Source organism: Streptomyces cellostaticus (genome assembly GCF_001513965.1).
GTDB lineage: Bacteria > Actinomycetota > Actinomycetes > Streptomycetales > Streptomycetaceae > Streptomyces > Streptomyces cellostaticus.
In genome coordinates, this window is sequence record NZ_KQ948029.1 from 158490 (window position 1) to 184632 (window position 26143).

Below are 26143 nucleotides of genomic sequence, written 5' to 3' on the forward strand. Positions count from 1 at the left end.
CGGCCGTCAAGACCACAACCAGGTCTTGACGGCCGCCGTCACGCGAGCCCCGGATTGACCAACCGGTCCCGTGGACCGGTCACTTGGGGCGGCGTCTCACCCCCGCGGGGCCGGACCGCACCAGGTGGCGAGGGCGGTTCGGAGCGCGGAGGTGTCGGGCGTGCCGTCGGTGGCGGCCGCCCAGGCGACATGGCCGTCGGGGCGGATGAGGAGCGCGGCGGGAGCGGGGATCTCGCCGAGGGCCGGGACGAGCCAGTGGTCGTCCTCGCTCTGCGCCTCTACGAGGCCGACGCGATCGGCCCAGCCCGCGACGGCGGCCGCCACCTCGGTGCTGTCGCGCAGGTTGAGCAGTACGGGGCGGCCGGCGTGCAGCAGCTCGTAGACGCGGGTGGCGCCGTCAGCCGTCTTGAGGTCGGCGTCGGGGACCCGGCGGCCCGCCAGCGGGTGGCTGCCGTCCACCGGGTACCGGATGTCCAGTGCGGTGAGCATGCCGCGCAGATACCGGTTGACGTCGTCGAACACCATGAGGGAGCTGAACACGTCGCGCAGCGCGTCCGTCTGGGGGCCGGGGCGGACCAGGGCCGACTGCGCCCGGGTGTTGTGCAGAACGCGCTCCGCGACGGGGTGGCGCTCGGCGTGGTAGCTGTCCAGCAGGCTCTCCGGCGCCTGGCCGCGCACCACCGAGGCGAGCTTCCAGCCGAGGTTGACCGCGTCCTGCACCCCCATGTTCAGCCCTTGCCCGCCGGCCGGGAAGTGGATGTGCGCCGCGTCGCCCGCGAGCAGCACCCGGCCCTGCCGGTACCGGGCGGCCTGCCGTGCGGCGTCGTTGAACCGGGAGACCCACCGGGGGTTGCGCATGCCGAAGTCGGTGCCCGCGACCCTGACCAGGGACTCCCTCAGCCGCTCGAACGTCGGGGTTTCGTCGCGGTCCGCGACGCGGTCGAACTCGGATGTGATCACCCGGTGCCAGCCCGGCTCGAAGGCGATCGCCGAGTAGTCGCCGCCCGGAGTACGCCGCACCCAGACGTAGTCCTCGGGCAGATCGGGGAGTTCGACGTCGCCGATCAGCGCGGTCATCGTCGCCTCGGTGCCGGGGAAGTCGATGCCCGACAGCTTGCGCACCGTGCTGCGCCCGCCGTCGCAGCCCACGAGGTAGCGGGCGCGCAGCGTCGCAGGCGTCGCCTCCTCGGTACGCAGCTCGACCGTCACGCCGGACCCGTCCTGGCGGATCCCGCTCACCTCGGACGACCTGCGCACCCGCACGCCGAGCTCGGCGGCCCACTCCTCCAGCAGCCGCTCGATGTCGGACTGCAGGATCATCAGCGGGTAAGGGTGCCTGGACTCGAACTCGTCGAATTCCAGATAGAGGCCGGAGAAGTGGCCCACCGGCTGCAGTTCGCCGATCGCCAGGAAGCGATCCAGGATTCCGCGCTGGTCGAGCACCTCCAGGGTGCGGGAGTGCATCCCGCCGGCCCGCGACTCGCCCGTGCGCTCCGCGAGCCGCTCGACCACGACCACGTCGACGCCCGCCAGCCGCAGCTCGCAGGCGAGCATCAGGCCCGTCGGCCCGGCGCCCGCGATCACCACGTCCGCGTCCATGCCGGTGTGTCCCACGTCGTTCCCCCTCACTCCACTGGTCTCCAACGTCGTCAGACCACCTGTCCCGCCGGCGGGACGCTCCTACGGGGAGCGGATGTTCCGAGGGCGTCAGCATGCAGGCCCGCCGGGCCGCTCTCAACCCCACCGGCCGGCGAGCACCGCACACCACCAACACGGTGTGAACGGACGCGAATTCACGCGACACTCCATTCGGCCATTCAAAGAATTTGTCTCGCCGGCGGGACAGCGTAAGTGGCCCCCAGTGGTCGTAAAGGCGGTGACGGTCCGAAGACAGGGCCGGAAACGACGCGAGCGGGCATTCCCGGTCGGCGGAGGAAGGAAAGACTGGCAATGGAATCGTCGCAAGCCGCGCCTTCGAGCGCGCCGGTGTCGCTGGTACAGGAAATTGCGGAGCTGTGGGGGGAACACCTCAACGGCCGCGAGGTCGGGGCGGATGACGACTTCTTCGCGCTCGGCGGCAATTCGCTGACCGGAATCAAGATCATCGACCGGGTGTCGCAGGACTACGGCGTCCGGCTGTCCGTGCGCGACTTCTACCTGGCGCAGACCCCCGCCCGGGTCGCCGAGCTGATCGAGCAGGGGAGGGCGGCGGCGTGAGGTTGACGCCTGGTCCCGGGCGCGACATCGACCTCGACAGCGTCGACCTGTTCGACCTGGACCTCTACACATCGGGCGACCCGCACCCGATCTGGGACGTGATGCGGGTCAAGGCGCCCCTGCACCACCAAGTCCTGCCGGACGGCCGGGAGTTCTGGTCGGTGACCCGCTACGAGGACGTCTGCCGCGTGCTCGGCGACCACCGGGAGTTCACCTCGGAGCGCGGCACGGTGGTCACCCACCTCGGGCAGGACGACGTCGCGGCGGGCAAGCTGCTGACGTCCACCGACCCGCCGCGGCACACCGAGGTCCGCAGGCCGATCGGCGCCAAGCTCACCGCGCGGGCGGTGAAGTCCTGGGAGGACCGCATCCGGCGGTCGATCGTGCGCTTCCTCGAACCGGCGCTCGACGGTGACACCTTCGACCTGGCCGAGCGGGCGCTGCTCCTCCCGGCCATCGTCACGGGCCCGCTGCTGGGGATCCCGGAGAAGGACTGGGAAGAACTCGTCCAGCTGACCGCGATGGTGACGGCTCCCTCGGACCCGCACTTCCAGCACGGCAGCGAAGCCGCGACGCTGGCCATCTCCCACCACGAGCTCGTCACCTACGTCACCGAGTGGGTCAGGCGGCGGCGGGCGGCCGGAGGTGAGGACGACAGCCTGCTCGACCACCTCATGAGCGTCCGCGCGGGAGACGCGCCGCTGACCGACGAGGAGATCGCCCTCGACGGCTACAGCATTCTCCTGGGCGCCAACGTGACGACGCCGCACACCGTCTCGGGCACGGTGCACGCGCTCATCGAGCGGCCCGAGCAGTTCGAGAAGGCGCAGGCCGACCTGTCGCTGGTCCCGAACCTGGTCGAGGAAGGGCTGCGCTGGACGTCGGCCGCGTGCAACTTCATGCGGTACGCGGTGGACGACGTGCAGATCGGCGGGGGCACGATCCCGGCCGGTGGCGCGGTCGTGGCGTGGATCGGGTCGGCCAACCGGGACGAGTCCCAGTTCCCCGATCCGCACACCTTCGACATCACGCGCAGCGGTGCGAAGCGCCAGGTCGCGTTCGGGTTCGGGCCGCACTTCTGCATCGGGGCACCGCTGGCCCGGATGACGCTGCGCATCTTCTTCGAGGAACTGCTCCAGCGGTTCGGACCGATCGAGCTCGCCGGCGAACCGCAGCACCTGCGGTCGTACTTCATCGCCGGGATGACCCACCTCCCCATCGTCGCCCAGAAACGACAGACGCCATGACATCCGGCTCCACCACCGCCACCTCGCCGTGGTTCGTCCGGCCGCAGTCCACCGGGCACCCCGCCCGGATCTTCTGCTTCCCCTTCTCCGGGTCCGGGGCGTCGGCCTTCAGCGCCTGGCCGGCCGCGATCGACGACGCCGAGGTCTGCCCGGTGCAGTTCCCCGGCCGCGAGAACCGGCTGGCCCATCCCCACTACGGCACCTACGAGAACCTTGCCGCCGCCCTGGTCGAACCACTGGTGCCGCTGCTCGACCGGCCGTATGCGTTCTTCGGGCACTGCGCGGGCGCGCTGCCCGCGTACGAGACCGTGGTCCGGCTCGCCGCACTCGGCCTGCCCGGGCCGGGCTGCCTCTTCGTGTCGGGCCAGCCGGCCCCGCACGACGCCTCGCGCGACCGGATGCTCACCATGACCGAGCCCGAACTGCGCGCCGAGCTGGAGTCGTTCATCCGCAGCCGCGGGATCGAGCCGCGGCCCGACATGATCGACATGGGCCTGGCCGTGCTGCTCCGCGATCACGCCGCCGCGGGCGCGTACCGGCGCGAGGAGCCGGTCGCGGTGCCCTGCCCCATCGTCGTACTGCACTGGCGGGACGACCCCGACGTGAGCCTCGACGAGCTTCAGGGGTGGCGTCAGTACTCGGATTCGGTCGAATTCCGGGTGGTCGACGGCGGCCACTACGACTTCATGGATGCGCCGGAGGAACTGCGGAAGCTGTTGACCTGTTGGCGGTGAAAGCAGTGCAGCCCGTAAGAGCCGTACGCCGAGGGAACCGGAAGGGGTTCGTATGAGTGGCGCAGCCACTGATATTGCCGTCATCGGGATGTCGTGCCGCTTCCCCGGTGTGCACAACCCGGGTGAGTTCTGGCGCTTGCTGCTGGACGGGAAGTCGACCATCGGAACGTTTCCCGGGCATCGGGCGGCCGGCTCGGACCACATGTCTCACCCGGACGCCGCCACGGTGAACTCGGGTTCGTTCCTCGATTCCATCGACGGGTTCGACGCGGAGTTCTTCGGAACGCCTTCGGCGGAGGCGGCCGCCATGGACCCCGTGCAGCGGCTCGGGCTGGAGCTCGCCTGGGAGGCCGTCGAAGACGCCCGTGTTCCGGCGGCCGCGCTCGCGGGCCGCGAGATCGATGTCGTGGTCGGCGCCGCGCCCTCCGGGTACGAGCTGCTGCGCAAGCTGTCCGGCAGCGACCAGGACGACCCCTACGCCGCGCTCGGCTCGAGCGGTGCGTTGATCGCGAACCGGATCTCGAGCCTGTTCGACGTCCGCGGCATGAGTTTCTGCGCGGACTCGGGCCAGTCCTCCTCACTCGTGTCGCTGGCGCTGACCTGCGAACGGATCCGGAGCGGCGCGGTCGACATGGCGATCGCGGGCGGTGTGCACCTGATCGTCGATCCGGAAGCGGGACTCGGCCTGGCGAACCTGGGCGCCTTGTCGCCCGACGGCCGCTGCTTCCCCTTCGACGAACGGGCCAACGGCTTCGTCCGGGGAGAGGGCGGGGCGTTCGTCCTGCTGAAGCGGCTCGACCTCGCCGTCGCCGAGGGTGATCACATCTACGCGGTGGTGCGCGGCTGGGGCGTCGGCAGTGGTGGTGCGTCCTCCCGGATGCCGGACCCCAGCCCCGGCGGGCAGGCGGCAGCCGTGCTGTCCGCTCTCCAGCGCGCGGCTGTCGCGTTCGACGGTGTCGACTACGTCGAGGCCCACGGCACCGGCACCCGGCTCGGCGACCCGGCCGAGATATCCGGTCTGCGCGAGGTGTTCCGGGAAACCGGTCGCAGCCGCCCCCTGACGATCGGCTCGGTGAAGGCGAACGTCGGGCACCTGGAGCCGGCCGCGGGCATCGTCGGCTTCGTGAAGGCAGCGCTCTGCCTGGATCGCGCCCACCTGGTTCCGAATCCGGACTTCCGGACTCCGAACCCCGCCGTCCCCGACTTCCAGGAGGACTTCGAAGTGCTCCGGGCCGCGCGGCCCTGGCCGAGCGCGCCGGGCCGGCCGCGGCGGGCCGGGGTGTCGTCGGTCGGGATGGGCGGCACCAACGCGCACGTGATCCTCGAACAGGCACCCGAGGCGCGGACGGAACCCCGTGCCGCGGATGAGGACCTGGCCTGCGCGGGCGGGTCCGGGACGGTGCCGTGGGTGCTGTCGGCGCGGACGGAGCCGGCACTGCGGGAGCAGGCGGCGCGGTTGCGGGATCTCGTGGCCGCGGACGCGACGCTGTCGGCAGCCGACGTGGGGCATTCGCTGGTGTCGACGCGGTCCTCGTTCGAGCACCGGGCGGTGGTGCTGAGCGGTGGCCGCAAGGAGGCGCTGGCCGGTCTCGATCTGCTGGCGGCGGGCGGTGATTCGGCGCGGGCGGTTCGCGGGGTGGCCGCGGGACCGGTGGGTCCGGTCGTCTTCGTGTTCCCCGGCCAGGGGTCGCAGTGGCTGGGCATGGGGAGGCAGCTGTACGCGGAGTCGGAGGTCTTCGCGCACGCGATCGACGAGTGCGCGCGTGCTCTGGAGCCGTGGCTGGACTGGTCGTTGGTCGACCTGGTGACCGGTGCGCCGTCGGCGCCGTCGCTGGAGCGCGGGGATGCCGTGGTCCAGCCGGCGCTGTTCGCGATGATGGTGTCCCTGGCGCAGGTGTGGCGGTCGCTGGGCGTGGTCCCCGACGCGGTGGTGGGGCACTCGCAGGGAGAGATCGCCGCGGCCTGCGTGTCGGGTGCGCTCTCCCTCGAGGACGCGGCGCGGGTTGTCGCCCTGCGCAGCCAGGCCTTGACCGAGCTGGCCGCCCTGGGCGGGATGAACGCGGTGGCCGCGCCCCTCGCATGGGTCGAGGACCGGTTGGGGCAGTGGTCCGGGCGGCTCTCCGTGGCGGCGGTCAACGGGCCGGCTTCCGTGGTGATCTCCGGGGACCTCGAGGCACTGGACGAGTTCGCCGCGCGGGCGGCCGGTGACGGTGTCCGGGTGCGCCGGGTCAGAATCGAGTACGCGTCCCACTCCCACCAGGTCGAACGCATCCGTGATCGTGTGCTCGAGGCCGCCGCGGGTGTCTCGCCCAGGGAAACAGCGGTGGCGTTCCACTCCACGGTCACCGGGGGGCTGCTCGACACGCGCCTGCTCGACAGCTCGTACTGGTACGACAACCTGCGCTCGACGGTGCGGTTCGGCGAGGTCGTCCAGGACCTGATGCGTGAGCGCGGTGGTGTGTTCGTGGAAGTCAGTCCGCATCCCGTGCTCCAGGTCGCGATGGAGGAGACCGCCGACGCGCTGGCGGCCGGGCCGGTGGTGGTGAGCACCCTGCACAAGCGCGACGGGAGTGCGGGCAGGGTCCTGGCATCGCTGGCCGAACTGCACGTGCGTGGTGTGCCGGTGAACTGGAAGGCGGTGTTCGCCGCGGACCGGCCGCGCCGGATCGACCTGCCGACCTACGCGTTCCAGCGGCAGCGGTACTGGCTGACAGCACCCGAGGACACCGACACCACGCACCCGGGTACCTGCGCGCATGCGAGCGGACCAGGCATGAGCACCAGGGCAGCGGACCTGGATTCGGAAGCATCGGTCCTCACGCTCGTGTGCGCCGAAACGGCAGCGCTGCTGAGCGCGAAGGACGCGGATCTGACGGGCGCCGATCTCGCGCCCAGGTCGGCCGAGACCTTCAAGGACCTGGGCTTCGACTCCTCGATGGCCGTGCGGCTGCGCAACCGGCTCACCGCGGCGGCCGGGGTGCGGCTCCCGGCCACCGTCGCGTTCACCTACCCCACTCCACAAAAACTCGGTCGCCACCTCTTCTCCCTCCTCGAACCGGAGGCGCCCGACGCCCCGGAAACGGTGGCGGAAACGAGCCTGGAAAGCCGTAGTGATGATGATTTGTACGAATTGATCGACCGCGGATACGTGTAGCAACACCGTTCGTCTAAGCAACCGTTGGGGGAGGCCCTGGTGGAGGATGTCGACAAGCTCCGGTCCTACTTGCGACGCGCCGTCGGCGACGCGCAGCAGCTGCGCGAGCGCGTGCGCGAGCTGGAGGAGTCCGCTCGCGAGCCCATCGCGGTCGTGGGTGTGGGGTGTCGCTTCCCGGGTGGGGTGACGTCCCCCGAAGGGCTGTGGGGAGTCGTTTCCGACGGTGTGGACGCGATCGGCGACTTCCCGCAGGACCGTGGGTGGGACCTGGAGGCGCTGTACGACCCGGACCCCGAGGCGCACGGCAAGACGTACACGCGCTCGGGTGGATTCCTGGCTGATCTCGCGGAGTTCGACGCGCCGTTCTTCGGCATCAGCCCGCGCGAGGCGCTGGCGATGGATCCGCAGCAGCGGTTGATGCTGGAGACGTCGTGGGAAGCGCTGGAACGGGCGGGCATCGACCCGGCCGGGTTGCGAGGTTCGGCCACCGGGGTGTTCACCGGGATCTACGCCGTCGACTACGGCCCGCGCATGGGCGGCGGAGCAGCCGGCGAAGCAGAGGGTTTCGCGAGCACGGGGACGTACACCAGCGTGGCCTCGGGCCGGGTGGCGTACGTGCTGGGTCTGGAGGGCCCGGCGGTGTCGACCGACACCGCGTGCTCGTCGTCGCTCGTCGCCGTCCACCAGGCCATGCGGTCCCTGCGTTCCGGGGAGTGCACGCTGGCGTTGGCCGGCGGGGTGTCGACACTGTCGACCCCGGGGCTGTTGGTGGAGTTCTCGCGGCAGCGGGGCCTGTCGGCGGACGGCCGGTGCAAGGCGTTCGCCGATGCGGCGGACGGCACCGGCTTCTCCGAGGGCGCGGGCGTGCTGGTCCTTGAGCGGCTCTCGGATGCGCGGCGCAAGGGGCGTCGGATCTGGGCGGTGATCCGGGGCTCGGCGATCAACCAGGACGGGGCGTCCAACGGGCTGACCGCGCCGAACGAACTGGCGCAGCGAAGGGTCATCCGGGCAGCCCTGGCCGATGCCGGGCTGTCGTCCGGCGAGGTGGACGCGGTGGAGGCGCACGGGACCGGCACGGCGCTGGGCGACCCCATGGAGGCGGAGGCGCTGCTGGCCACCTACGGGCAGGACCGGGAGCCGGGCGGCCCGCTGTGGCTGGGGTCGCTGAAGTCGAACATCGGGCACACGCAGGCGGCCGCGGGTGTCGGCGGGATCATCAAGATGATCATGGCGATGCGCCACGGGGTGCTGCCCAGGACGTTGCACGTGGACCGTCCGTCGACGCACGTGGACTGGTCGGCCGGGGCGGTGGAGCTGCTGACCGAGCCCAGGGAATGGACCAGCGTACCGGGACGGCCCCGGCGCGCGGGGGTGTCGTCCTTCGGCATCAGCGGCACGAACGCGCACCTGATTCTTGAGCAGGCACCCGAGACCCTCGCGCAGGCACCCGAGGGGGAGGAGACCCCGGCCCGTCCAGCCGTGGACTCCACCACCGGCCAGGCGTCCACCGGCCTCCCCGGGGCGGTGCCGTGGGTGCTGTCGGCGCGGTCGGAGCAGGCGCTGCGGGAGCAGGCGCTGCGGCTGCGGGAGTACGTGGCCGCGGACGCGGACCTGCCGGTCGCGGGCGTGGGGTATGCGCTGCTGACGACGCGCTCACTGTTCGAGCACCGTCAGGTGGTGATCGGCGCCGACCGGGACGAACTGCTCGCCGGCCTGGCCGCCGTTGCCACGGGTGGCGAGAGCGGTCCCGCCGCTGTGGTGTCCGCAGTCGCGAATCCGGTGGGCAAGACGGTGTTCGTGTTCCCGGGCCAGGGGTCGCAGTGGGCCGGGATGGGGCGGGAGCTGTGGGAGACCTCCCCGGTGTTCGCGCAGCGGATGCGTGAGTGCGCCGACGCGCTGTCGCCGTACGTGGACTGGTCCCTCTTCGACGTGCTCGGGGATGCCGAGGCGTTGGAGCGGGTGGATGTCGTGCAGCCGGTGCTGTGGGCTGTGATGGTGTCGTTGGCCGAGGTATGGCGCTCGTACGGGGTGCAGCCTGAGGCTGTTGTGGGCCACTCGCAGGGGGAGATCGCCGCCGCGTGTGTCGCGGGTGCCCTGTCGATCGAGGACGCCGCGCGCGTGGTCGCGCTTCGGTCGAAGGTGATCCTGGCGCTGTCGGGACGCGGCGGCATGGTGTCGGTCGCGCTGCCGGTGGAGGACGTACGTGCGCGTCTGACCGGCGGGTTGTCGGTTGCGACGGTCAACGGGCCCACGTCCGTGGTGGTTTCGGGTGACGTGGCCGAGCTGGACGCGCTGCTGGCCGCCTGCGAGGCGGACGAGGTGCGGGCTCGCCGTATCCCGGTGGACTACGCCTCCCACTGCGCGCACGTGGAGGCCGTCCACGACGAACTGGTGCGTGTTCTTGCTGGACTTGAGCCGCGTACGGCCGAGATCCCGTTCTTCTCGACGGTGACGGCCGACTGGCTGGACACGACGGAACTCGACGCCGAGTACTGGTACGCCAACCTGCGCCGGACGGTCCGCTTCGAGGAGGCGACCCGGGCCCTGGCCGAGCAGGGCTTCCGGTTCTTCATCGAGGCCTCGCCCCACCCGGTACTGACGGTCGGTGTGGAACAGACCCTGGACAGCGCGGGGGTCGAGGCCGCCGTCGTGGGCACGCTGCGCCGCGGCGAGGGCGGCCTCGCACGCTGGTACCGGTCGGCGGCCGAGGCCTTCGTGGCGGGCGTCGCGGTCTCGTGGGAGGCGGCGTTCCCGGGCTGGGAGGGCCGGTGGGTCGAGCTGCCCACCTACGCCTTCCAGCGGCAGCGCTACTGGCTGAATGCGCCCGACGAGACAACGACCGGGAGCACCTCGGACCACCCGCTGCTCGATGCCGTGATCGATCTGCCCGATGACCAGGAGCGCGGTGGAGTGGCGGGCAGCGGGCGCTTGTCGCTGGAGCGCCACCCATGGCTCGCCGGCCATGTGGTCCACGGTGCCGTCCTGGTGCCGGCAACGGTGTTGCTGGAGCTGGCGGTGTGGGCGGCGCACAAGGCGGGATGCGACGTCGTCGACGAACTCACCCTGGAAACACCGCTGGTGCTGTCCCGAACCGCCGATCGCGAGATCCGCGTCGTGATCGACGGCAAGCGTGTGATCAGCGTGCACTCACGGGGTGAGGGCGAACCCGAGTGGACGCGGAACGCCGTCGGGGTCGTCGGATCCGACCCCGCCAGAACCCATGCGGAGGAAGGCCTCCTCTCGTGGCCTCCCGCGGGCGCGGTCAGCGTGCCGTTCGAGGACGAGTACACCAGGCTGTCCGCCCTCGGGTTCAGCAACGGTCTCCTGTTCCGCGGTGTGAAGCAGGTGTGGCGCCGCGACGACGTCCTGTTCGCGGAGGTGGAGCTGCCCGCGCTCGACGGCGCGGACCGGAGCCGGTTCCGGATCCACCCGGCGCTGCTCCACGCCGCGTTGGTCCCGGTCGGCCTGGGGCAGACCGTCGACAACTCCCGGCCCGAAGGCTGGCTGCCGTACCGCTGCACGGGCATCCGCGTGAACTCCGGCCGGCCGGCCGCGCTGCGCGTCCGGCTCGCGCCCGCGGGGGAGAACGCGCTGTCCGTGACCCTCGCGGACCAGAGCGGAGCACCGGTCGGCGGTGTCGCATCGCTGAGCCTGCGGCCCGCGGACGTCGAGCAGCTGACCGAGCTGAGCTTCGACCACCAGGACTCGCTGTTCCGGGTGGACTGGGTCCCCCTCCCGGTCTCATCCGCTCAAGCCACAGGCCGCTACGCGGTGCTGGGAGCACCCGACGCGGTCACCGCATCCCTGGGACAGTACGGGGCGGTCTTCGCCGGCCTCGAGGAACTCGCCGCATCCGGTGGGGAGATACCCCCTGTCGTCATCGCCGGCCTCGACCGATCGGGCGCGGACGGCGCAGACACACCCGCTGCCGTCGAGCAGAACCTCCACCGCGTGCTGCGGTGGACGCAGGACTGGCTCTCCGACGACCGGTTCTCCGACTCACGTCTGGTCATCGTGACGCGGCAGGCGATCCACGACGACCAGGGTCCCCACACCGACCCCGCGGCGGCCGCGATCTGGGGATTCGTGCGCACCGCGCAGACCGAGAACCCGGGCCGGTTCACGCTCGTGGACACCGACGACCAGCCCGGTTCGTGGGCCTGCGTCCCGGCGGCGGCCGAAACCGGAGAAGCCCAGCTCAAGATCCGAGCCGGCCTCGTGACCATCCCGCAACTGGCACACGCCCACGGTGCGTCCGCCGGTCGCGGGTCCCTCGACGGGACGCAGGACGTGCCCGCTCTGGGCACCGGGACGGTGCTGATCACGGGAGGTACCGGCGGCCTGGGGGCGATGCTGGCCCGGCACCTCGTGGAGCGGCACGGGGTGCGTCGGCTGGTGCTGACCAGCAGGCGAGGGCAGGCGGCTCCGGCAGCGGCAGGGCTGCGCGAGGAGTTGACCGAGGCGGGGGCGCAGGTCGAGGTCGTGGCCTGCGATGTCACGAGCCGTGACTCCGTTGCCGGGCTGATCGCCGCGGTGCCGTCCGAGCACCCGTTGACGGCGGTGATCCACTGCGCGGGTGTGCTGGACGATGGTGTCGTCCAGGCGCTGACCGAGGACCGCGTGGCTGCGGTCCTTGCGCCGAAGGTGCGCGGTGCCTGGTACTTGCACGAGCTGACCAGGCATCTGGACCTGTCCGCGTTCGTGCTGTTCTCCTCGGTCGCGAGTGTGCTGGGCACGGCGGGGCAGGCCAACTATGCGGCGGCCAACGCGTTCCTCAACGGCCTTGCGGAAGCCCGTCGGGCCGCGGGACTGCCGGCCGGCTCGTTGTGCTGGGGCTTGTGGGCGGAGCGCAGTGAGATGGTCGCCGACATCGGCGAGGCGGACGTCGTACGCCTGCAACGGCAGGGTGTGCTGCCGATGTCGTCGCGGGAAGGGCTCGCGCTCTTCGACGCGGCGATCTCGCGGGACGAGCCGGTGCTGGTGCCGGCGCGACTGGATCTCTCAGCACTGCACGCGCCGCATGCCGCCCCCATGGCTTCGCCGCTCCTGCGCGGTCTGACCCGGACGTCTGCCGGACCCGGCGGCTCGGAGAGCCGGGAGTCCACCGACATCGGACTCGCGCAGCAGCTGAGGTCGCTGCGGCCGGCCGACGCGGAGGCGATGGTGCTCGGTGCCGTCCGGGCGCAGACCGCGATCGTCCTCGGACACGCCGACATCAGGAGGATCGGTCCCACCGCGACGTTCAAGGAACTGGGCATCGATTCGCTCACCGCGCTGGAGCTGCGGAACAAGCTGGCAGCGGTGACCGGCGTGAAGCTGCCTGCCACGCTCGTGTTCGACCATCCGAACCCGAGCGCCCTCGCGCAGTTCCTGAACGCGAGTGTCACCCCCGGCTCCACAGCCGGCCCGGAATCTCCGGCTGATCACCTGGCCAAGGAGATCGAAGGACTGGGCGCACGGCTGGAGGACGCCTTCCTCGAGCTCGCGCAGGAGGAGCAGGCCACCATTTCCACTCTGCTCGGCGAGTTGCAGGGCCGAGTCCGTTCTATGGCGAGCGCCGGATCATCGGTCGGCATCGTCGACCAGATCAGTTCGGCCTCGGCGGGAGAGCTTCTCTCGCTGCTGGACAAAGAGCTCGGCTAGGGGAGAGCGATGACGAACGACAACAACGCCGATGTTCTCGACTACCTCAAGCGGACATCGATCGAGCTGATCGAAACACGCAAGCGCCTGAAGGAGCTGACGGAGGCCGCTGCCGAGCCCATCGCGGTGGTGGGTGTCGCCTGCCGTTTCCCGGGCGGGGCGGCGTCCCCGGAGGCGCTGTGGGAACTGGTGCAGGCGGGTGCGGACGTCGTGTCGGACTTCCCGCAGGACCGCAACTGGGACCTGGAAGGCCTGTACGACCCGGATCCGGACCGGCCGAACAGCTGCTCCACGCGCTCGGGCGGGTTCCTGCACGACGCGGGTGATTTCGACGCCGAGTTCTTCGGGATCAACCCGCGCGAGGCGCTGGCCGCCGACCCGCAGCAGCGGTTGCTCCTCGAGACCTCGTGGGAGTCCCTGGAACGAGCCGGTATCGACCCGCAGACCCTGCGCGGCAGCAACACCGGCGTGTTCGCCGGTCTTGCGTACTTCGGGTACGGAAACCACTTCTTCACCCCCGAGATCATCTCGGGCTACGCACAGACCGGTTCCCTGCTGAGTGTGGCCTCCGGTCGCGTGGCGTACACGCTGGGGCTGGAGGGCCCGGCGGTGTCGACCGACACCGCGTGCTCGTCGTCGCTGGTGGCGGTGCACCAGGCGGTGCAGTCGCTGCGGCAGGGCGAATGCGGCCTCGCTCTGGCCGGGGGCGTCACCGTCATGGCGATGCCGCAGGTGTTCCGGGAGTTCTCGCGGCAGCGGGGTCTGTCGGCGGACGGCCGGTGCAAGGCGTTCGCGGACGCGGCGGACGGCACCGGCTTCTCCGAAGGCGTCGGGATGCTGGTCCTGGAGCGGCTCTCGGACGCGCAGCGGAGCGGGCGTCGGATCTGGGCGGTCATCCGCGGCTCGGCGATCAACCAGGACGGAGCCTCCAACGGACTGACCGCGCCGAGCGGTCCGGCGCAGCAGCGCGTGATCCGGGCGGCGTTGGCGAACGCCCGGGTGCAGGCGGGCGATGTGGACGTGGTGGAGGCGCACGGGACCGGCACGACGCTGGGCGACCCCATCGAGGCACAGGCGCTGCTGGCCACCTACGGGCAGGACCGGGACCCGGGCAACCCGCTCTGGCTGGGGTCCCTGAAGTCGAACATCGGCCACACGCAGGCGGCCGCGGGTGTCGGCGGGATCATCAAGATGATCATGGCGATGCGCCACGGGGTGCTGCCCAGGACGTTGCACGTGGACCGTCCGTCGACGCACGTGGACTGGTCGGCCGGGGCGGTGGAGCTGCTGACCGAGGCCAGGGAGTGGACCAGCGCACCGGGACGGCCCCGGCGGGCAGGCGTGTCCAGCTTCGGGGCCAGCGGCACCAACGCGCACCTGATCCTCGAGCAGGCGCCCGCACAGGAGACGGCGCCCGGCGCCGCCGGTCAAGTTCCGGGCGAGGCCGACGGGTTGGTGCCCTGGGTCGTGTCGGCGCGGTCGGAGCAGGCGCTGCGGGCGCAGGCGGAGAAGCTGCGCGATTTCGCCGCTTGCGATGCGGGCCTGGACCTCGCCGATGTCGGCTGGTCGCTGGCGTCGGGCCGGGCGCGGTTCGAACACCGTGCGGTGCTGCTGGGCCGCGACCGGGACGAGCTGCTGAGCGCTCTGGCGTCGCTGAGCGACGGCGCGGAGTCCGCCGGGGTGGTGCGTGGTGTCGCCGGGGAGCTCGGCGCCACCGTCTTCATGTTCCCGGGGCAGGGATCGCAGTGGGCAGGCGTGGCACGGCAGTTGTACGACACCTTCCCCGTCTTCGCGCAGAGCCTCGACGAGATCTGCGCACGCTTCGACGCCCACCTGCCCTTCGCCCTGAAGCCGCTGCTCCTCGCGGATGAGCCCGCGGACCGCGAGCGAACGGACATCGCCCAGCCGGCGTTGTTCGCCCTGCAAGTCAGCCTGTACCGGCTCATCGCGCAGTACTGTCCGCAGCCGAACCACCTGATCGGCCACTCTGTCGGCGAGATCGCCGCCGCTCACGTGTCCGGAGTGCTCGGCCTGGACGGCGCGACCAGGCTCGTGGCCGCCCGCGGACGGGTCATGCAGACGGTCGGTGAGCGCGGCGCCATGCTGGCGGTACGCGCCTCGGAAACCGAAGTGAGCACGCTGCTCGGCCCGTACGACCGCATCGGTATCGCCGCGGTCAACGGCCCGGAATCGGTGGTGGTCTCGGGCCTTTGCGACGAGGTCCACGACCTCCGGGACCGGCTCGTCGCCGACGGCACGTCCGCGAAACTGCTCGAGGTCGACCACGCGTTCCACTCCCCGCTCATGGACCCGATCCTGGACGAGTTCGCGGAATCGATCCACGAGCTCCCCGCGGGCGAGATGTCGATCCCGATCGTCTCGACCAGGCTCGGCCGCGTGGCCACGCTCCAGGAGCTGACATCCGTCGAGCACTGGGTGCAGCACGTCCGCGAACCCGTTCGCTTCTACGACGCGGTGGAGTGCGCCCGTGCGGCCGGAGCGAACGTCTTCCTCGAAGTGGGGCCGGGATCGACGCTGGCGAGCATCACCCAGGAGGCCTTCGCCGGTGAGGGCGTGGACGACGCGGTGGTCCTGTCGGCGTCACGGCGCAACCGCGGGGCGGCCGAGGCGCTGACCGGAGCACTCGCCCAACTCCACGTCCAGGGCGGGTCCGTGGACTGGGACGCCCTGTTCGGGACGCGTCGGTGGGTGGATCTTCCGACGTACGCGTTCCAGCGGCAGTGGTACTGGCTGGACTTCCTGGCCGGGACGGAGCCGGCGGACGTGGCTTCCGCCGGCCTGTCGGCTCCGGAGCACCCGCTGCTGGGCGCTGTGGTGGACCACCCCGGCACCGACGAGGTGGTGTTCACCGGCCTGTGGTCCCTGCGGACCCACGACTGGCTGGCCGATCACGCCGTGTTCGGAGCCGTCGTCGTACCGGCGACGGCCTACCTGGACCTGGCGCTGTCGGCCGGCGATGTCGTCGGCTGTGCAGCGGTCGAGGAACTCTCCTTGGAAGTTCCCCTGGTTCTTCCCGACTCGGGCGACGTGCAGGTGCGGATCGTCGTCGGTGCGGCGGACGAGACGGGACGCCGCTGCCTGGACGTGTACGCGCGTCCCGGCGAAGACGGCCCGACGGTGGGCGGCTGGACCCGTCACGCGAGCGGCACTCTGTCACCGAGCACACCGCAGACCGCCGCGCGCAGCGATGACACGCGAGCGCTTGCCGTGTGGCCACCGGCCGGGGCGAGGCGGCTCGACATCGACGGTCTCTACGACTCCCTCGCGGAGGCGGGCTTCGACTACGGGCCGACGTTCCGCGGGCTGCGAGAGGTCTGGCAGCACGGTGATGATCTCTTCGCCCTTGCCACACTGCCCGAGACCGCCGAGGGATCGGACAGCGGCCGGTTCGGACTGCATCCGGCGCTGATCGACTCCGTGCTGCACGCGGCGGTGGCCGGCGGCGTCATCGAGGTAACCGGCGACCAGGGCTGGATGCCCTTCTCGTGGTCCGGGGCGGACCTGTCCGGGGAGTGCGGCCCGAGCGTGAAGGTCCGGCTCTCCCCGGCCGGCGAGGGCGTCGTGTCCCTGACGATCGCCGACGAGCACGGCCGCAGGATCGCGCACGTCGAGGCGTTGACGTTCCGGCCGGCCAGTGCCGAGCAGGTGCGCTCGGCGCGCGGCGGGCAGGAGCAGTCGCTGTACGAACTGCGATGGCGACCGGTCGGACAGAGCGGGCAGGAAACCCACCACGGGCAGTGGGGCGTTCTCGGTGCGAAGAACGGCCTCGCCTCCCGGCTCTGCGAAGCGGGTGGCGCGAGTGCCGTGTGCTACGAGTCCCTGGACGACGTCCTCTCGGGGGAGGCACCCCGGCACCTCGTCCTGTGTCTGGACGACTTCGTCGCCGCCGGCCCCGATCTGCTCGCCGCGGCCGGCAACGCGGACCAGCGCGTGCTGGACTGGGTCCAGCGGTTCCTCGCCGAGGAACCCCTTTCCGAATCCACGCTGGTGGTGCTCACCCGCCTGGCCCTCGACACCGGTGGCGGGGAGAGCGTCGAAAGCCTGCCCGGCGCGTCCGTGTGGGGCCTGATCCGGTCCGCCCAGACGGAGCACCCCGGCAGGTTCCGGCTGGTGGACCTCGACGACGAGGAGACCTCCTGGGCACGCTTCCCGGACGCGCTCGCCCTCGGTGAGGACCAACTGGCGCTGCGCGGCGGCGCGTACCTCGTCCCCCGCATCACGCCGACCGCACCCGCGGACCACCGGATCGAGCCCCCGGCGGCCGGCGCTCACCGGCTGGGCATCCCGGACAAGGGGACGCTGGAGAACCTGACCTGGGTGGCGTGCCCCGAGGTGGAAGAGCCCCTGAGGAGCGGGCAGGTCCGCATCGCCGTACAGGCCGCGGGGCTCAACTTCCGAGACGTCACGATCGCTCTGGGGCTGGTGGACAGGACGGCCATCGACGCCGGGCTCGGCAGCGAGGGCGCCGGAGTGGTGCTGGAGGTGGCGGACGACGTGACACGTCTTTCGCCGGGTGACCGGGTGACGGGCATCTTCTCCGGCGCCTTCGGCCGCGTGGCCGTGGCGGATCACCGCATGCTCATGCCCATCCCCGACGGGTGGAGCTACGCCGAGGCGGCATCTGTGCCGTGCACCTTCCTCACCGCCTACTACGCGCTCTTCCACGTGATGAAGCTGGAGAAGGGACAGCGGGTTCTCATCCACGCCGCGGCAGGCGGCGTCGGGATGGCCGCCGTTCAACTGGCGAAGCACGTCGGCGCCGAGATCTACGGCACCGCGAGCCCGGCCAAGTGGCCCACCCTGCGCGCCCTGGGACTGGACGACGAGCACCTGGCATCGTCGCGCGATCTGGAGTTCGCGAGGAAGTTCCTGGACTCCTCGGGCGGCCGCGGTGTGGACGTCGTGCTGAACTCCCTCGCGCACACCTTCGTCGACGCCTCGCTGACGCTGCTCCCCGAGGGCGGGAACTTCATCGAGATGGGGAAGACGGACATCCGCGATCCCCGCCGGGTGGCAGCCGATCACCCCGGAGTCGACTATCAGGCCTTCGACCTCTACGCGGCGGGCCCGGACACGATCCACGCGATGTTCCGGGCCGTCATGGAGCTGTTCGCCGACGGACGGGTGCAGCTGAACCCGGTCTCCGTCCGGAACATCCGCGACGCGCGCAGGACCTTCCGCGAGATGAGCCAAGGCCGCCACGTCGGCAAGCTGGTCTTCGAGGTGGGCGACGGCTTCGGCGGCGGCACCGTGCTGGTCACCGGCGGGACCGGGGGAGTGGGTTCGCTGGTGGCGCGGCACCTCGTCGCCGAACACGGCGTGCGGAGTCTGCTGCTGGCGAGCCGTCGGGGCATGGCGGCCGACGGGGTTTCCGAGCTGGTTGCGGACCTGGAGGGGGCGGGCGCGGCTGTCCGGGTCGTGGCATGCGATGTCGCCGACCGGGCTGCCGTGGCGGACCTGCTCGCGGACATGCCCCGTCAGTACCCGCTGACGGCGGTCGTGCACGCGGCAGGTGTGCTGGCGGACGGCACCGTCGAGTCGCTGACCGCACAGAGCCTCGACCGCGTGCTGCGCGCCAAGGCCGGCGGTGCGGTCAACCTGCACGAGCTGACCCAGGGACACACCCTGTCGGCGTTCGTCCAGTTCTCCGCCCTCGCGGGCACGCTCGGCACCGCAGGACAGGCCAACTACGCCGCGGCGAACGGGTTCCTGGACGGTCTGGCGGCCCAGCGCAGGGCGTCCGGCCTGGCCGGCACCTCGCTGTGCTGGGGCTGGTGGGAGCAGAGCAGCGGCATGACCGGGGACCTGGACCAGGCCGACCTGTCCCGGCTGCGGCGGATGGGCATCGCCGCGATGCCGACACCCGAGGCACTGGCCCTGTTCGACTCGGCGTGCGCGATCGACGAGCCGGTCCTCATCCCGGCCCGGGTGGACGTCGCCGCGCTGCGGAACAAGAGCGGTGACGAGGTGCCGCTGCTCCTGCGCGACCTCGCCGACGGCGGTCGTCCACGCCGGAACAGGGCGAGCACGGCCAAGGACGGCGGCGCTCTCGCTCTGTCCGCCAGGCTGGTCACCCTGCCGGCCGACGAGGCGGAGGCAGCCGTCCTGGACTGGGTCCGCGACCAGGTCGCCATCGTGCTCGGACACCCGTCCGGCGCGGTCGTCGACGTCGACCAGGCGTTCACCCAGCTCGGATTCGACTCGCTGACCTCGGTCGAACTGTGCAACCGCCTGGCTTCCTCGACCGGACTGCGCCTGCCGACCACCCTCGTCTTCAGCTACCCCACCCCACGCGAGCTGGGCGAGCACCTCGTCGGCCTGCTGCGTCCGGCACCGGACCCGGGCTCGTCCGAGGACGCGGAGATCCGCGAAGTGCTGCGCAGCGTCCCGATCGACAGCCTGCGCAGCGCGGGCCTGTTGGAACTGGTCCTGGCATGCGCCGACCCGGTCCGGCCGAGCGGCGACGGACAGGTGGCGGACGCGGACACCGGTACGGACGAACTGTCGGACCTGGACCTGGAAGCACTGGTCGAGCTGGCTCTGGATGAGAAGAGGTAAGTGACATGACCAACTCCGCGGATCGCACAGCGGACGGCGCGGACCGGGTCCAGCGGGCGCTTCGCACGCTGCTGGAGGAGCGCGACCGCCTCCGGCAGGAGAACGACGTCCTGAAAGCCGGCCGCGGCGAGCCGATCGCCGTGGTGTCCATGGCGTGCCGCTACCCGGGAGGTGTGTCCTCGCCCGAGGAGCTGTGGGAGGTGATCCGCAGCGGCCGGGACGTCGTCGACGAGTTCCCGGGGGACCGCGGGTGGCGGGACTTGTATGATCCGGATCCCGACACCCTCGGCAGCTCGTACGTGCGTCACGGAGGGTTCCTGACGGACGTGGCCGGCTTCGACGCGGGCTTCTTCGGCATCAGTCCGCGTGAGGCGCTGGCGATCGATCCGCAGCAGCGCTTGTTGCTGGAGACGTCGTGGGAGGTCTTCGAGCGGGCAGGCATCGTTCCCGCCGACGTGCGCGGGGCCGACGTCGGCGTCTTCTCCGGGGTGAGCTCGCCCGAGTACGGGTGGCGATTCCTGGAGGCGGGCCAGAGCGAGCTGGAGGGCTACCTGCTGCACGGCAGCCTGCTGAGCGTCGCGTCCGGCCGGGTGGCGTACGAGCTGGGGCTGACCGGGCCGGCCGTGTCCGTGGACACGGCGTGTTCGTCGTCGCTGGTGGCCCTGCACATGGCGGTGCAGTCACTGCGTTCGGGGGAGTGCTCGCTGGCGCTGGCAGGCGGGGCGTTGGTGATGTCGACGCCCGCGATCTTCGTGGAGTTCTCCCGGCAGCGCGGTCTGTCGGCCGACGGCCGGTGCAAGTCCTTCGCGGACGGAGCCGATGGGACCGGCTGGGCCGAGGGGGTGGGTGTGCTGCTCCTCGAGCGGCTGTCCGACGCCCGGCGCAACGGCCACCCGGTGCTGGCTGTCGTCCGCGGTTCCGCGGTGAACCAGGACGGGGCCAGCAACGGGCTGACCGCTCCCAACGGCCGCGCCCAGGAGAAGGTGATCCTGAAGGCACTGGCGAACGCGGGAGTCGCGGCCTCGGAGGTGGACCTGGTCGAGGCCCACGGCACCGGAACCGTGCTGGGGGATCCCATCGAGGCAGGTGCTCTGCTGGCGACCTACGGCCAGGACCGGGCTGAGGGCAGGCCGCTCTGGCTGGGGTCCCTGAAGTCGAACATGGGTCACGCCCAGGCCGCTGCCGGGGTCGCGGGGGTCATCAAGGCCGTGATGGCCATGCGCCACGGGCACCTGCCCAAGACCTTGCACGTGGATGCGCCCTCACAGCACGTGGACTGGTCGTCCGGTGGGGTCGAACTGCTGGTGGAGGGGCGTGAGTGGACCCGGGCGGACGGTCCGCGGCGGGCCGGGGTGTCGTCGTTCGGAGTCAGCGGCACCAACGCGCACGTGATCCTGGAAGAGGCACCGCCGCAGGAGCAGGCCGACGAGCGCGGTCCGGACTCGGGCGTCGCCGGCGGCCTCGTGCCCTGGGTGGTGTCGGGCAAGAGCGCGGCGGCCCTGGAGCGGCAGGCGGGCAAGCTGCGCGATCTCGCCGCTGCCGATGCGGGCCTGGACCTCGCCGATGTCGGCTGGTCGTTGGTGTCGGGCCGGGCGCGGTTCGAGCACCGTGCGGTGGTGCTGGGGCGCGACCGGGACGAGCTGCTGAGCGGCCTTGCGTCGTTGAGCGAGGGCGCGGAGTCCGCCGCAGTGGTGCGCGGTGTCGCCGGGAAGCCCGGCGGTACCGTCTTCATGTTCCCTGGGCAGGGGTCGCAGTGGGTCGGTATGGGCCGGCAGCTGTACGACACCTTCCCGGTCTTCGCGCAGACCCTCGACGAGTGCGCGGCCGCACTGGCCGAGTGGGTCGACTGGTCGCTGCTCGACGTGGTGCGCGGCGTGGAAGGGGCGCCGGCCCTGGACCGGGTGGATGTGGTTCAGCCGGCGCTGTTCTCGGTGATGGTGTCCATGGCCGGCCTGTGGCGGTCCTGGGGTGTGGAACCGGCCGCCGTGGTGGGGCACAGCCAAGGCGAGATAGCCGCCGCCTACGTGTGCGGTGCGTTGTCCTTGAGGGACGCCACCAAAATCGTGGCGCTGCGCAGCAAGGCTCTGGTGGATCTGATCGGCCACGGCGGGATGGCATCGGTCGCGGAGTCCGCGAAGGTCGTGGCGGAACGTCTCGCTCCGTGGAGCGAGAGCGTGAGCATCGCCGTTGTCAACGGACCCCGCTCGGTGGTGGTGTCCGGGGAACCGGACGCACTCGACGAATTCGTCGAGAAGATGAAGGCCGAAGGCGCTCAGGCCCGGAGGATATCGGTCGATTACGCCTCCCATTCACACCAGGTGACCCGGGTGCGTGACCAGGTGATCGGCTCACTGTCCGACGTGAGCCCGAAATCGTCGAGTCTGCCGTTCTACTCGACCCTGTACGGCGAGATCATCGATACCGCAGAGCTGAACGGCGACTACTGGTACAACAACCTGCGCGAAAAAGTCCTCTTCGAATCCTCCGTCCGGCGATTGGCCGACGACGGTTTCCGGGTGTTCATCGAGATGAGCCCGCACCCTGTCCTGACCGTCCCGGTGCAGGAGATGGTCGAGGACGTGGCCGACGCGGTGGTCCTGTCGTCGTCGCGGCGGGACCGGGACGAGGTGGAGTCCGTGCTCGGCTCGCTGGCCGGGCTCCACGTCCAGGGCGGGGCCGTGGACTGGGATGCCCTGTTCGGGACGCGTCGGCGGGTGGACCTTCCGACGTACGCGTTCCAGCGGCAGCGGTACTGGCTGAACTCCTCGCACACGGCGGTGGCGGCGGAGGCGCCCCCGACGGAGCTGCCGGCAGACGATGACCACCTCGTCCCCCTGCCGGACAGGCTCTCCGCCCTCCCCGACGACGACGCGAAGGCACTCGTCCTCGACCACGTCCTGGAGAAGGTCGCCGTCGTGCTCGGACACCCCTCCAGCGAATCCGTCAACCCCGACCAGGAGTTCACGGAGATCGGATTCGACTCGCTGCTGTCGGCGCAGCTGAGCAAACGCCTGACCGTGTCGACCGGACTCAAACTGAGGGCGAATCTGGTGCTGCGGCACCCGTCACCGAGACTGGTCGCCGAGCACATCACGTCCTCGATGGCCAAGTGCGGCCCGCGCTGATCTCCTGGTGTTCCGGGCGCTCTTTCCCCGTAGGAATGTCCCGCCGGCGGGACACCGCAAGCTCGACCGCGGCCTGTCCCGCACCGGCACCAGATTGTCTTGACCGGCCGATTCACCTTCCGTGAAGGTGGAGGTGATCTGCGAATTCCTCCGATTCCCGGACCTGTTTTCTGAGGGGTTGATCCGTGTGCGTTCGTTCGGTGCGTCGTCTGCGCATAAAGGACTGTGGCTGGCGGAGAAAGTTTCTCCCGACACGCTGAACCATGCGCTGACCATGTGGGATGTGGACGGCGAACTGGACGCGGAGGTCATGGAATCCGCGTTCCTGCACGTGCTGGGCGAGGCGGAAGTGCTGCGCGTCAACTTCGTCGACGACGGCAGCGGACTGCGGCTGATCCCCCGGGAACTGGGCGACTGGCGGCCGTTCTTCCTGGATCTCGCCGCCGAGACCGATCCCGAGCAGGCGGCACGCGAAGCACTGGCCGACCTGGTGCAAAAGCCGTTCGACCTGGAGCGGGATCTGCTGTTCCGACTGGGCGTGGTGAAACTCGCCGCGGCCCGCTCTCTCGTGGTGATCGCCTACCACCACCTCATATCGGACGGTTTCGGCACAGGTGGCCTGCTGTCGCGGCGCCTCGCCGAGGTGTACACGGCGCTGGTGCGGGGGGAGAAGGTGCCGGAGTTGCCGCACCCGTGGGATGCCGAGTCGTTCGCGGCCGAGTCAGCGGAGTACCAGGCTTCCCAGAAGTTCACCGATGACACGGAGTTCTGGCGCGACTACCTGGCGGATGCGCCCGCGCCCGCGCAGGTTCCGCGCGTCGCCCTGTCCGACTCGATGCGGTCCGCGCTCAGCGAACCGATGAGCAGCGCCGACCGCTGGGGGGAGTTGACCGAGCCCATCGGCATGGTCAGCCGGACACTGACCGTGGTGCGCGACGAGGCGGACGCGTGGACCGAGACCGCGAAGTCCATGGGTGTGTGGATGTCCACGCTGCTGACCGCGGCCGCGGCGGTGTTCTTCCGGCACCGCTGCGATCGTCCCGAGTTCCTCCTTTCCCTGGCCGTGGGCAATCGGGTCGGGGTGGCGAGCAGGACGCCCGGTCTGGCGGTGAACGTGGTGCCGGTGCGGGTCGGCGTTCCGCTCGGTGCGACCTTCACCGAGATCGCCGACGCGATGGTCGACGAGACGTACGAGATCTTCGGCCACACCGCCTGCCACTACTCGGACATCCAGCGCGCGAGCGAAACCGTCCTGAGCGACCGCGGCAGCTTCGGCGCCGTCATGAACGTCGTCGAGTTCGTGGAGCAGCTCCACTTCGCCGACAGCCCGGCGCGCTACCTCGGCGGGACGACCGGGGCCTTCGACGAACTGTCGATCGGCGTCTACACCGACGGAAGCGCCGACAGCGACCTGTTCATCCGGCTCGACGCCCCGGCGAGCCTCTACTCCCGCGCGGAGCTGCGCTTCATCGGCGAGGAGCTGATCGCCTGCATCCGTGCCGTGGTGGCCGCCGACGCGCAGCCGGTCGGCGCGCTGGACGTGGTCAGCGGTGCCGAGCGGGACCGGGTGCTGACGGCGCCGAACGACACGGATGCGCCGGTGCCCGGGCTGACGGTTCCGGAACTGTTCGCCCGACAGGTGGAGCGGGACCCCGATGCCGTCGCGATGGTGTCCGGCGACTCGGCGGTCTCGTACCGGGAGCTGGACGAGCGTTCGGGCCGCTTGGCCGAGGCGCTGCGCAGGCGGCACGTCGGACCCGAGACGGTCGTGGCGGTGGCGATGCCCCGATCGGTGGACCTGGTCGTCGCCCTGCTGGGAGTGGTGAAGGCGGGCGGAGCCTACCTGCCGCTCGACCCGGCGTCCCCGGCGGAGCGGATCAGGCCGCAGGTCAGCGACTCTCCGGCGCACGCACTGCTCACCGATGCGCCGACAGCCCGAGCGCTCGCCTCCGACCTGAATGTTCCGACGATGCTGTTCGACGACATCTGCACGAACACCGCCGACGATGACGGCAACGATGTGCCGGAGGTCCCGGTCCCGTCGCATCAGGACAACCTCCTGGCCGTGATGTACGGCTCCGGATCGACCGGTGCGGCCACAGGCGTCGCTGTGACGCACCGGAACATGGAGCGGTTCGTCCTGGATCGCCACTGGCAGGAGGCCGGACGCAGCACCGTGCTGTGGCATGCGCCGCACACCTCCGACGCGCTCGCCCTCGACGTGTGGGTGCCCTTGCTGAACGGCGGCCGGGTGGTCGTGGCTCCTGCGGGGGACCTGGACATCGACGCGCTGACCGAGGCGCGAGCGGCGAACGAGATCTCCACGGTGTGGCTGCCCGCCGCCCTCTTCTCGGCGATCGCGGCAGAACGCCCCGAGTGCGTGGCCGGGTTGCGCGAGGTGTGGACCGGTGGTGACCGCGTGCCCGCGGCCGCGGTGCGACGGGTGCGGCAGGCCTGCCCCGAGCTGACCATCGTGGCCGGTCACGGTCCGACGGAAACGACCGTGTTCGCCGCATCCCACCGCCTGGCCGCGCACGAACCGGTGCACCACGCGGGCGCGGTCGGCCGCCCGATGGACAACACCGCCCTCTACGTGCTGGGGCCGGGACTGGCACCGGTCCCCGTCGGCGTGACAGGAGAGCTGTACGTGGCCGGGCCCGGCGTGGCCCGTGGATATCCCGGACGCCCCGGGCCGACCGCGGAGCGTTTCGTGCCCTGCCCGTTCGGTCCGACCGGCCGGCGCATGTACCGGACCGGAGACCGGGTGCGATGGGGTACCGACGGCCGGCTCGAGTACGTGGGCCGAGCCGACGCCCGGACAGACATACGTGGCGTCCGGGTCGAGCCGGCCGAGGTCGAAGAGGCGCTGTCCGAGTACACCGGGCTGGCGCAGTCGGCAGTGGTCGTCAGGGAGGACAGCTCCGGGCAGCAGCGGCTGGTGGCCTATGTCGTCCCGGTGAGCGGCCAGGCCGTTTCGGATCAGGAGCTGCGCCGGTTCGCCACAGGGCGGTTGCCGGAGTCCATGGTGCCGTCGGTGTTCACGGTGCTGGAACGCCTGCCGGTGACGGCCGACGGGAGGGTGGACCGGGCGTCGCTGCCGGATCCCGAGTTCGATGACGGCACGTACCGGGCACCGCGCAACGACACCGAGCGGGTTCTGGCCGCAGCGTTCGCCGAAGTACTCGAACTGGACCGGGTCGGCATCGACGAGGACTTCTTCGACCTCGGTGGCAACTCACTGCGCGCGATCAGGCTGGTCGGCCTGATCCGGGCGGAGCTGAACCAAGAGGTGTCCATCCGCAGGCTGTTCGCGGCGCGCACCATCACCGGTCTCTCGGACATGTGGAACGACCTCGCCCAGTCCAGCAGGCCGACCTTGCGCAGGAGGACGAAGGACGGCGCAGTCCTCTGAGCGTTGTCCGTCGCCCGACCGTGGCCTGCCCG

7 protein-coding genes and 2 pseudogenes are annotated in these 26143 nt (G+C 71.0%); 8 read left to right on the top strand and 1 reads right to left on the bottom strand.

Annotation, left to right across the window (positions count from 1 at the left end; genetic code table 11):
- Positions 1 to 96: 96 nt before the first annotated feature.
- Positions 97 to 1599: an FAD-dependent monooxygenase gene (locus tag AQI88_RS26285; protein ID WP_107118664.1), complete on the bottom strand. Its 1503-nt coding sequence runs from the start codon at positions 1597 to 1599 to the stop codon at positions 97 to 99.
- Between the two features lie 351 nt (positions 1600 to 1950).
- On the opposite strand from AQI88_RS26285, the gene AQI88_RS26290 reads away from it, so the two are divergent.
- The 8 genes and pseudogenes from AQI88_RS26290 to AQI88_RS26325 all read left to right on the top strand — a co-directional run bounded on the left by AQI88_RS26290 (position 1951) and on the right by AQI88_RS26325 (position 26111).
- Positions 1951 to 2217, top strand: coding sequence for a phosphopantetheine-binding protein (locus tag AQI88_RS26290; RefSeq protein WP_067003774.1), 267 nt, complete (start codon positions 1951 to 1953; stop codon positions 2215 to 2217).
- Positions 2214 to 3464, top strand: a complete 1251-nt coding sequence (locus AQI88_RS26295; RefSeq protein ID WP_067003776.1) for a cytochrome P450 — start codon at positions 2214 to 2216, stop codon at positions 3462 to 3464. Before AQI88_RS26290 ends, AQI88_RS26295 begins: the two co-directional genes overlap by 4 nt.
- Positions 3461 to 4198, top strand: coding sequence for a thioesterase II family protein (locus AQI88_RS26300; RefSeq protein ID WP_067003778.1), 738 nt, complete (start codon positions 3461 to 3463; stop codon positions 4196 to 4198). Before AQI88_RS26295 ends, AQI88_RS26300 begins: the two co-directional genes overlap by 4 nt.
- Before the next feature lie 52 nt (positions 4199 to 4250).
- Positions 4251 to 7352 (top strand): type I polyketide synthase, encoded by a 3102-nt coding sequence (locus tag AQI88_RS26305; protein ID WP_079057806.1) that lies wholly within the window; start codon positions 4251 to 4253, stop codon positions 7350 to 7352.
- A gap of 84 nt (positions 7353 to 7436) precedes the next feature.
- Positions 7437 to 12995: pseudogene (locus AQI88_RS26310) on the top strand (type I polyketide synthase); the annotation flags it as partial.
- Positions 12996 to 13109: 114 nt separating this feature from the next.
- Positions 13110 to 19574, top strand: a pseudogene (locus tag AQI88_RS26315) (type I polyketide synthase); the annotation flags it as partial.
- Between the two features lie 5 nt (positions 19575 to 19579).
- The gene (locus AQI88_RS26320) at positions 19580 to 22699 is read left to right on the top strand and encodes a type I polyketide synthase (protein ID WP_067003786.1); all 3120 of its coding nucleotides are present in this window, start codon (positions 19580 to 19582) and stop codon (positions 22697 to 22699) included.
- Positions 22700 to 22886: 187 nt separating this feature from the next.
- Positions 22887 to 26111, top strand: coding sequence for a non-ribosomal peptide synthetase (locus AQI88_RS26325; RefSeq protein WP_244184317.1), 3225 nt, complete (start codon positions 22887 to 22889; stop codon positions 26109 to 26111).
- Positions 26112 to 26143: the final 32 nt, after the last annotated feature.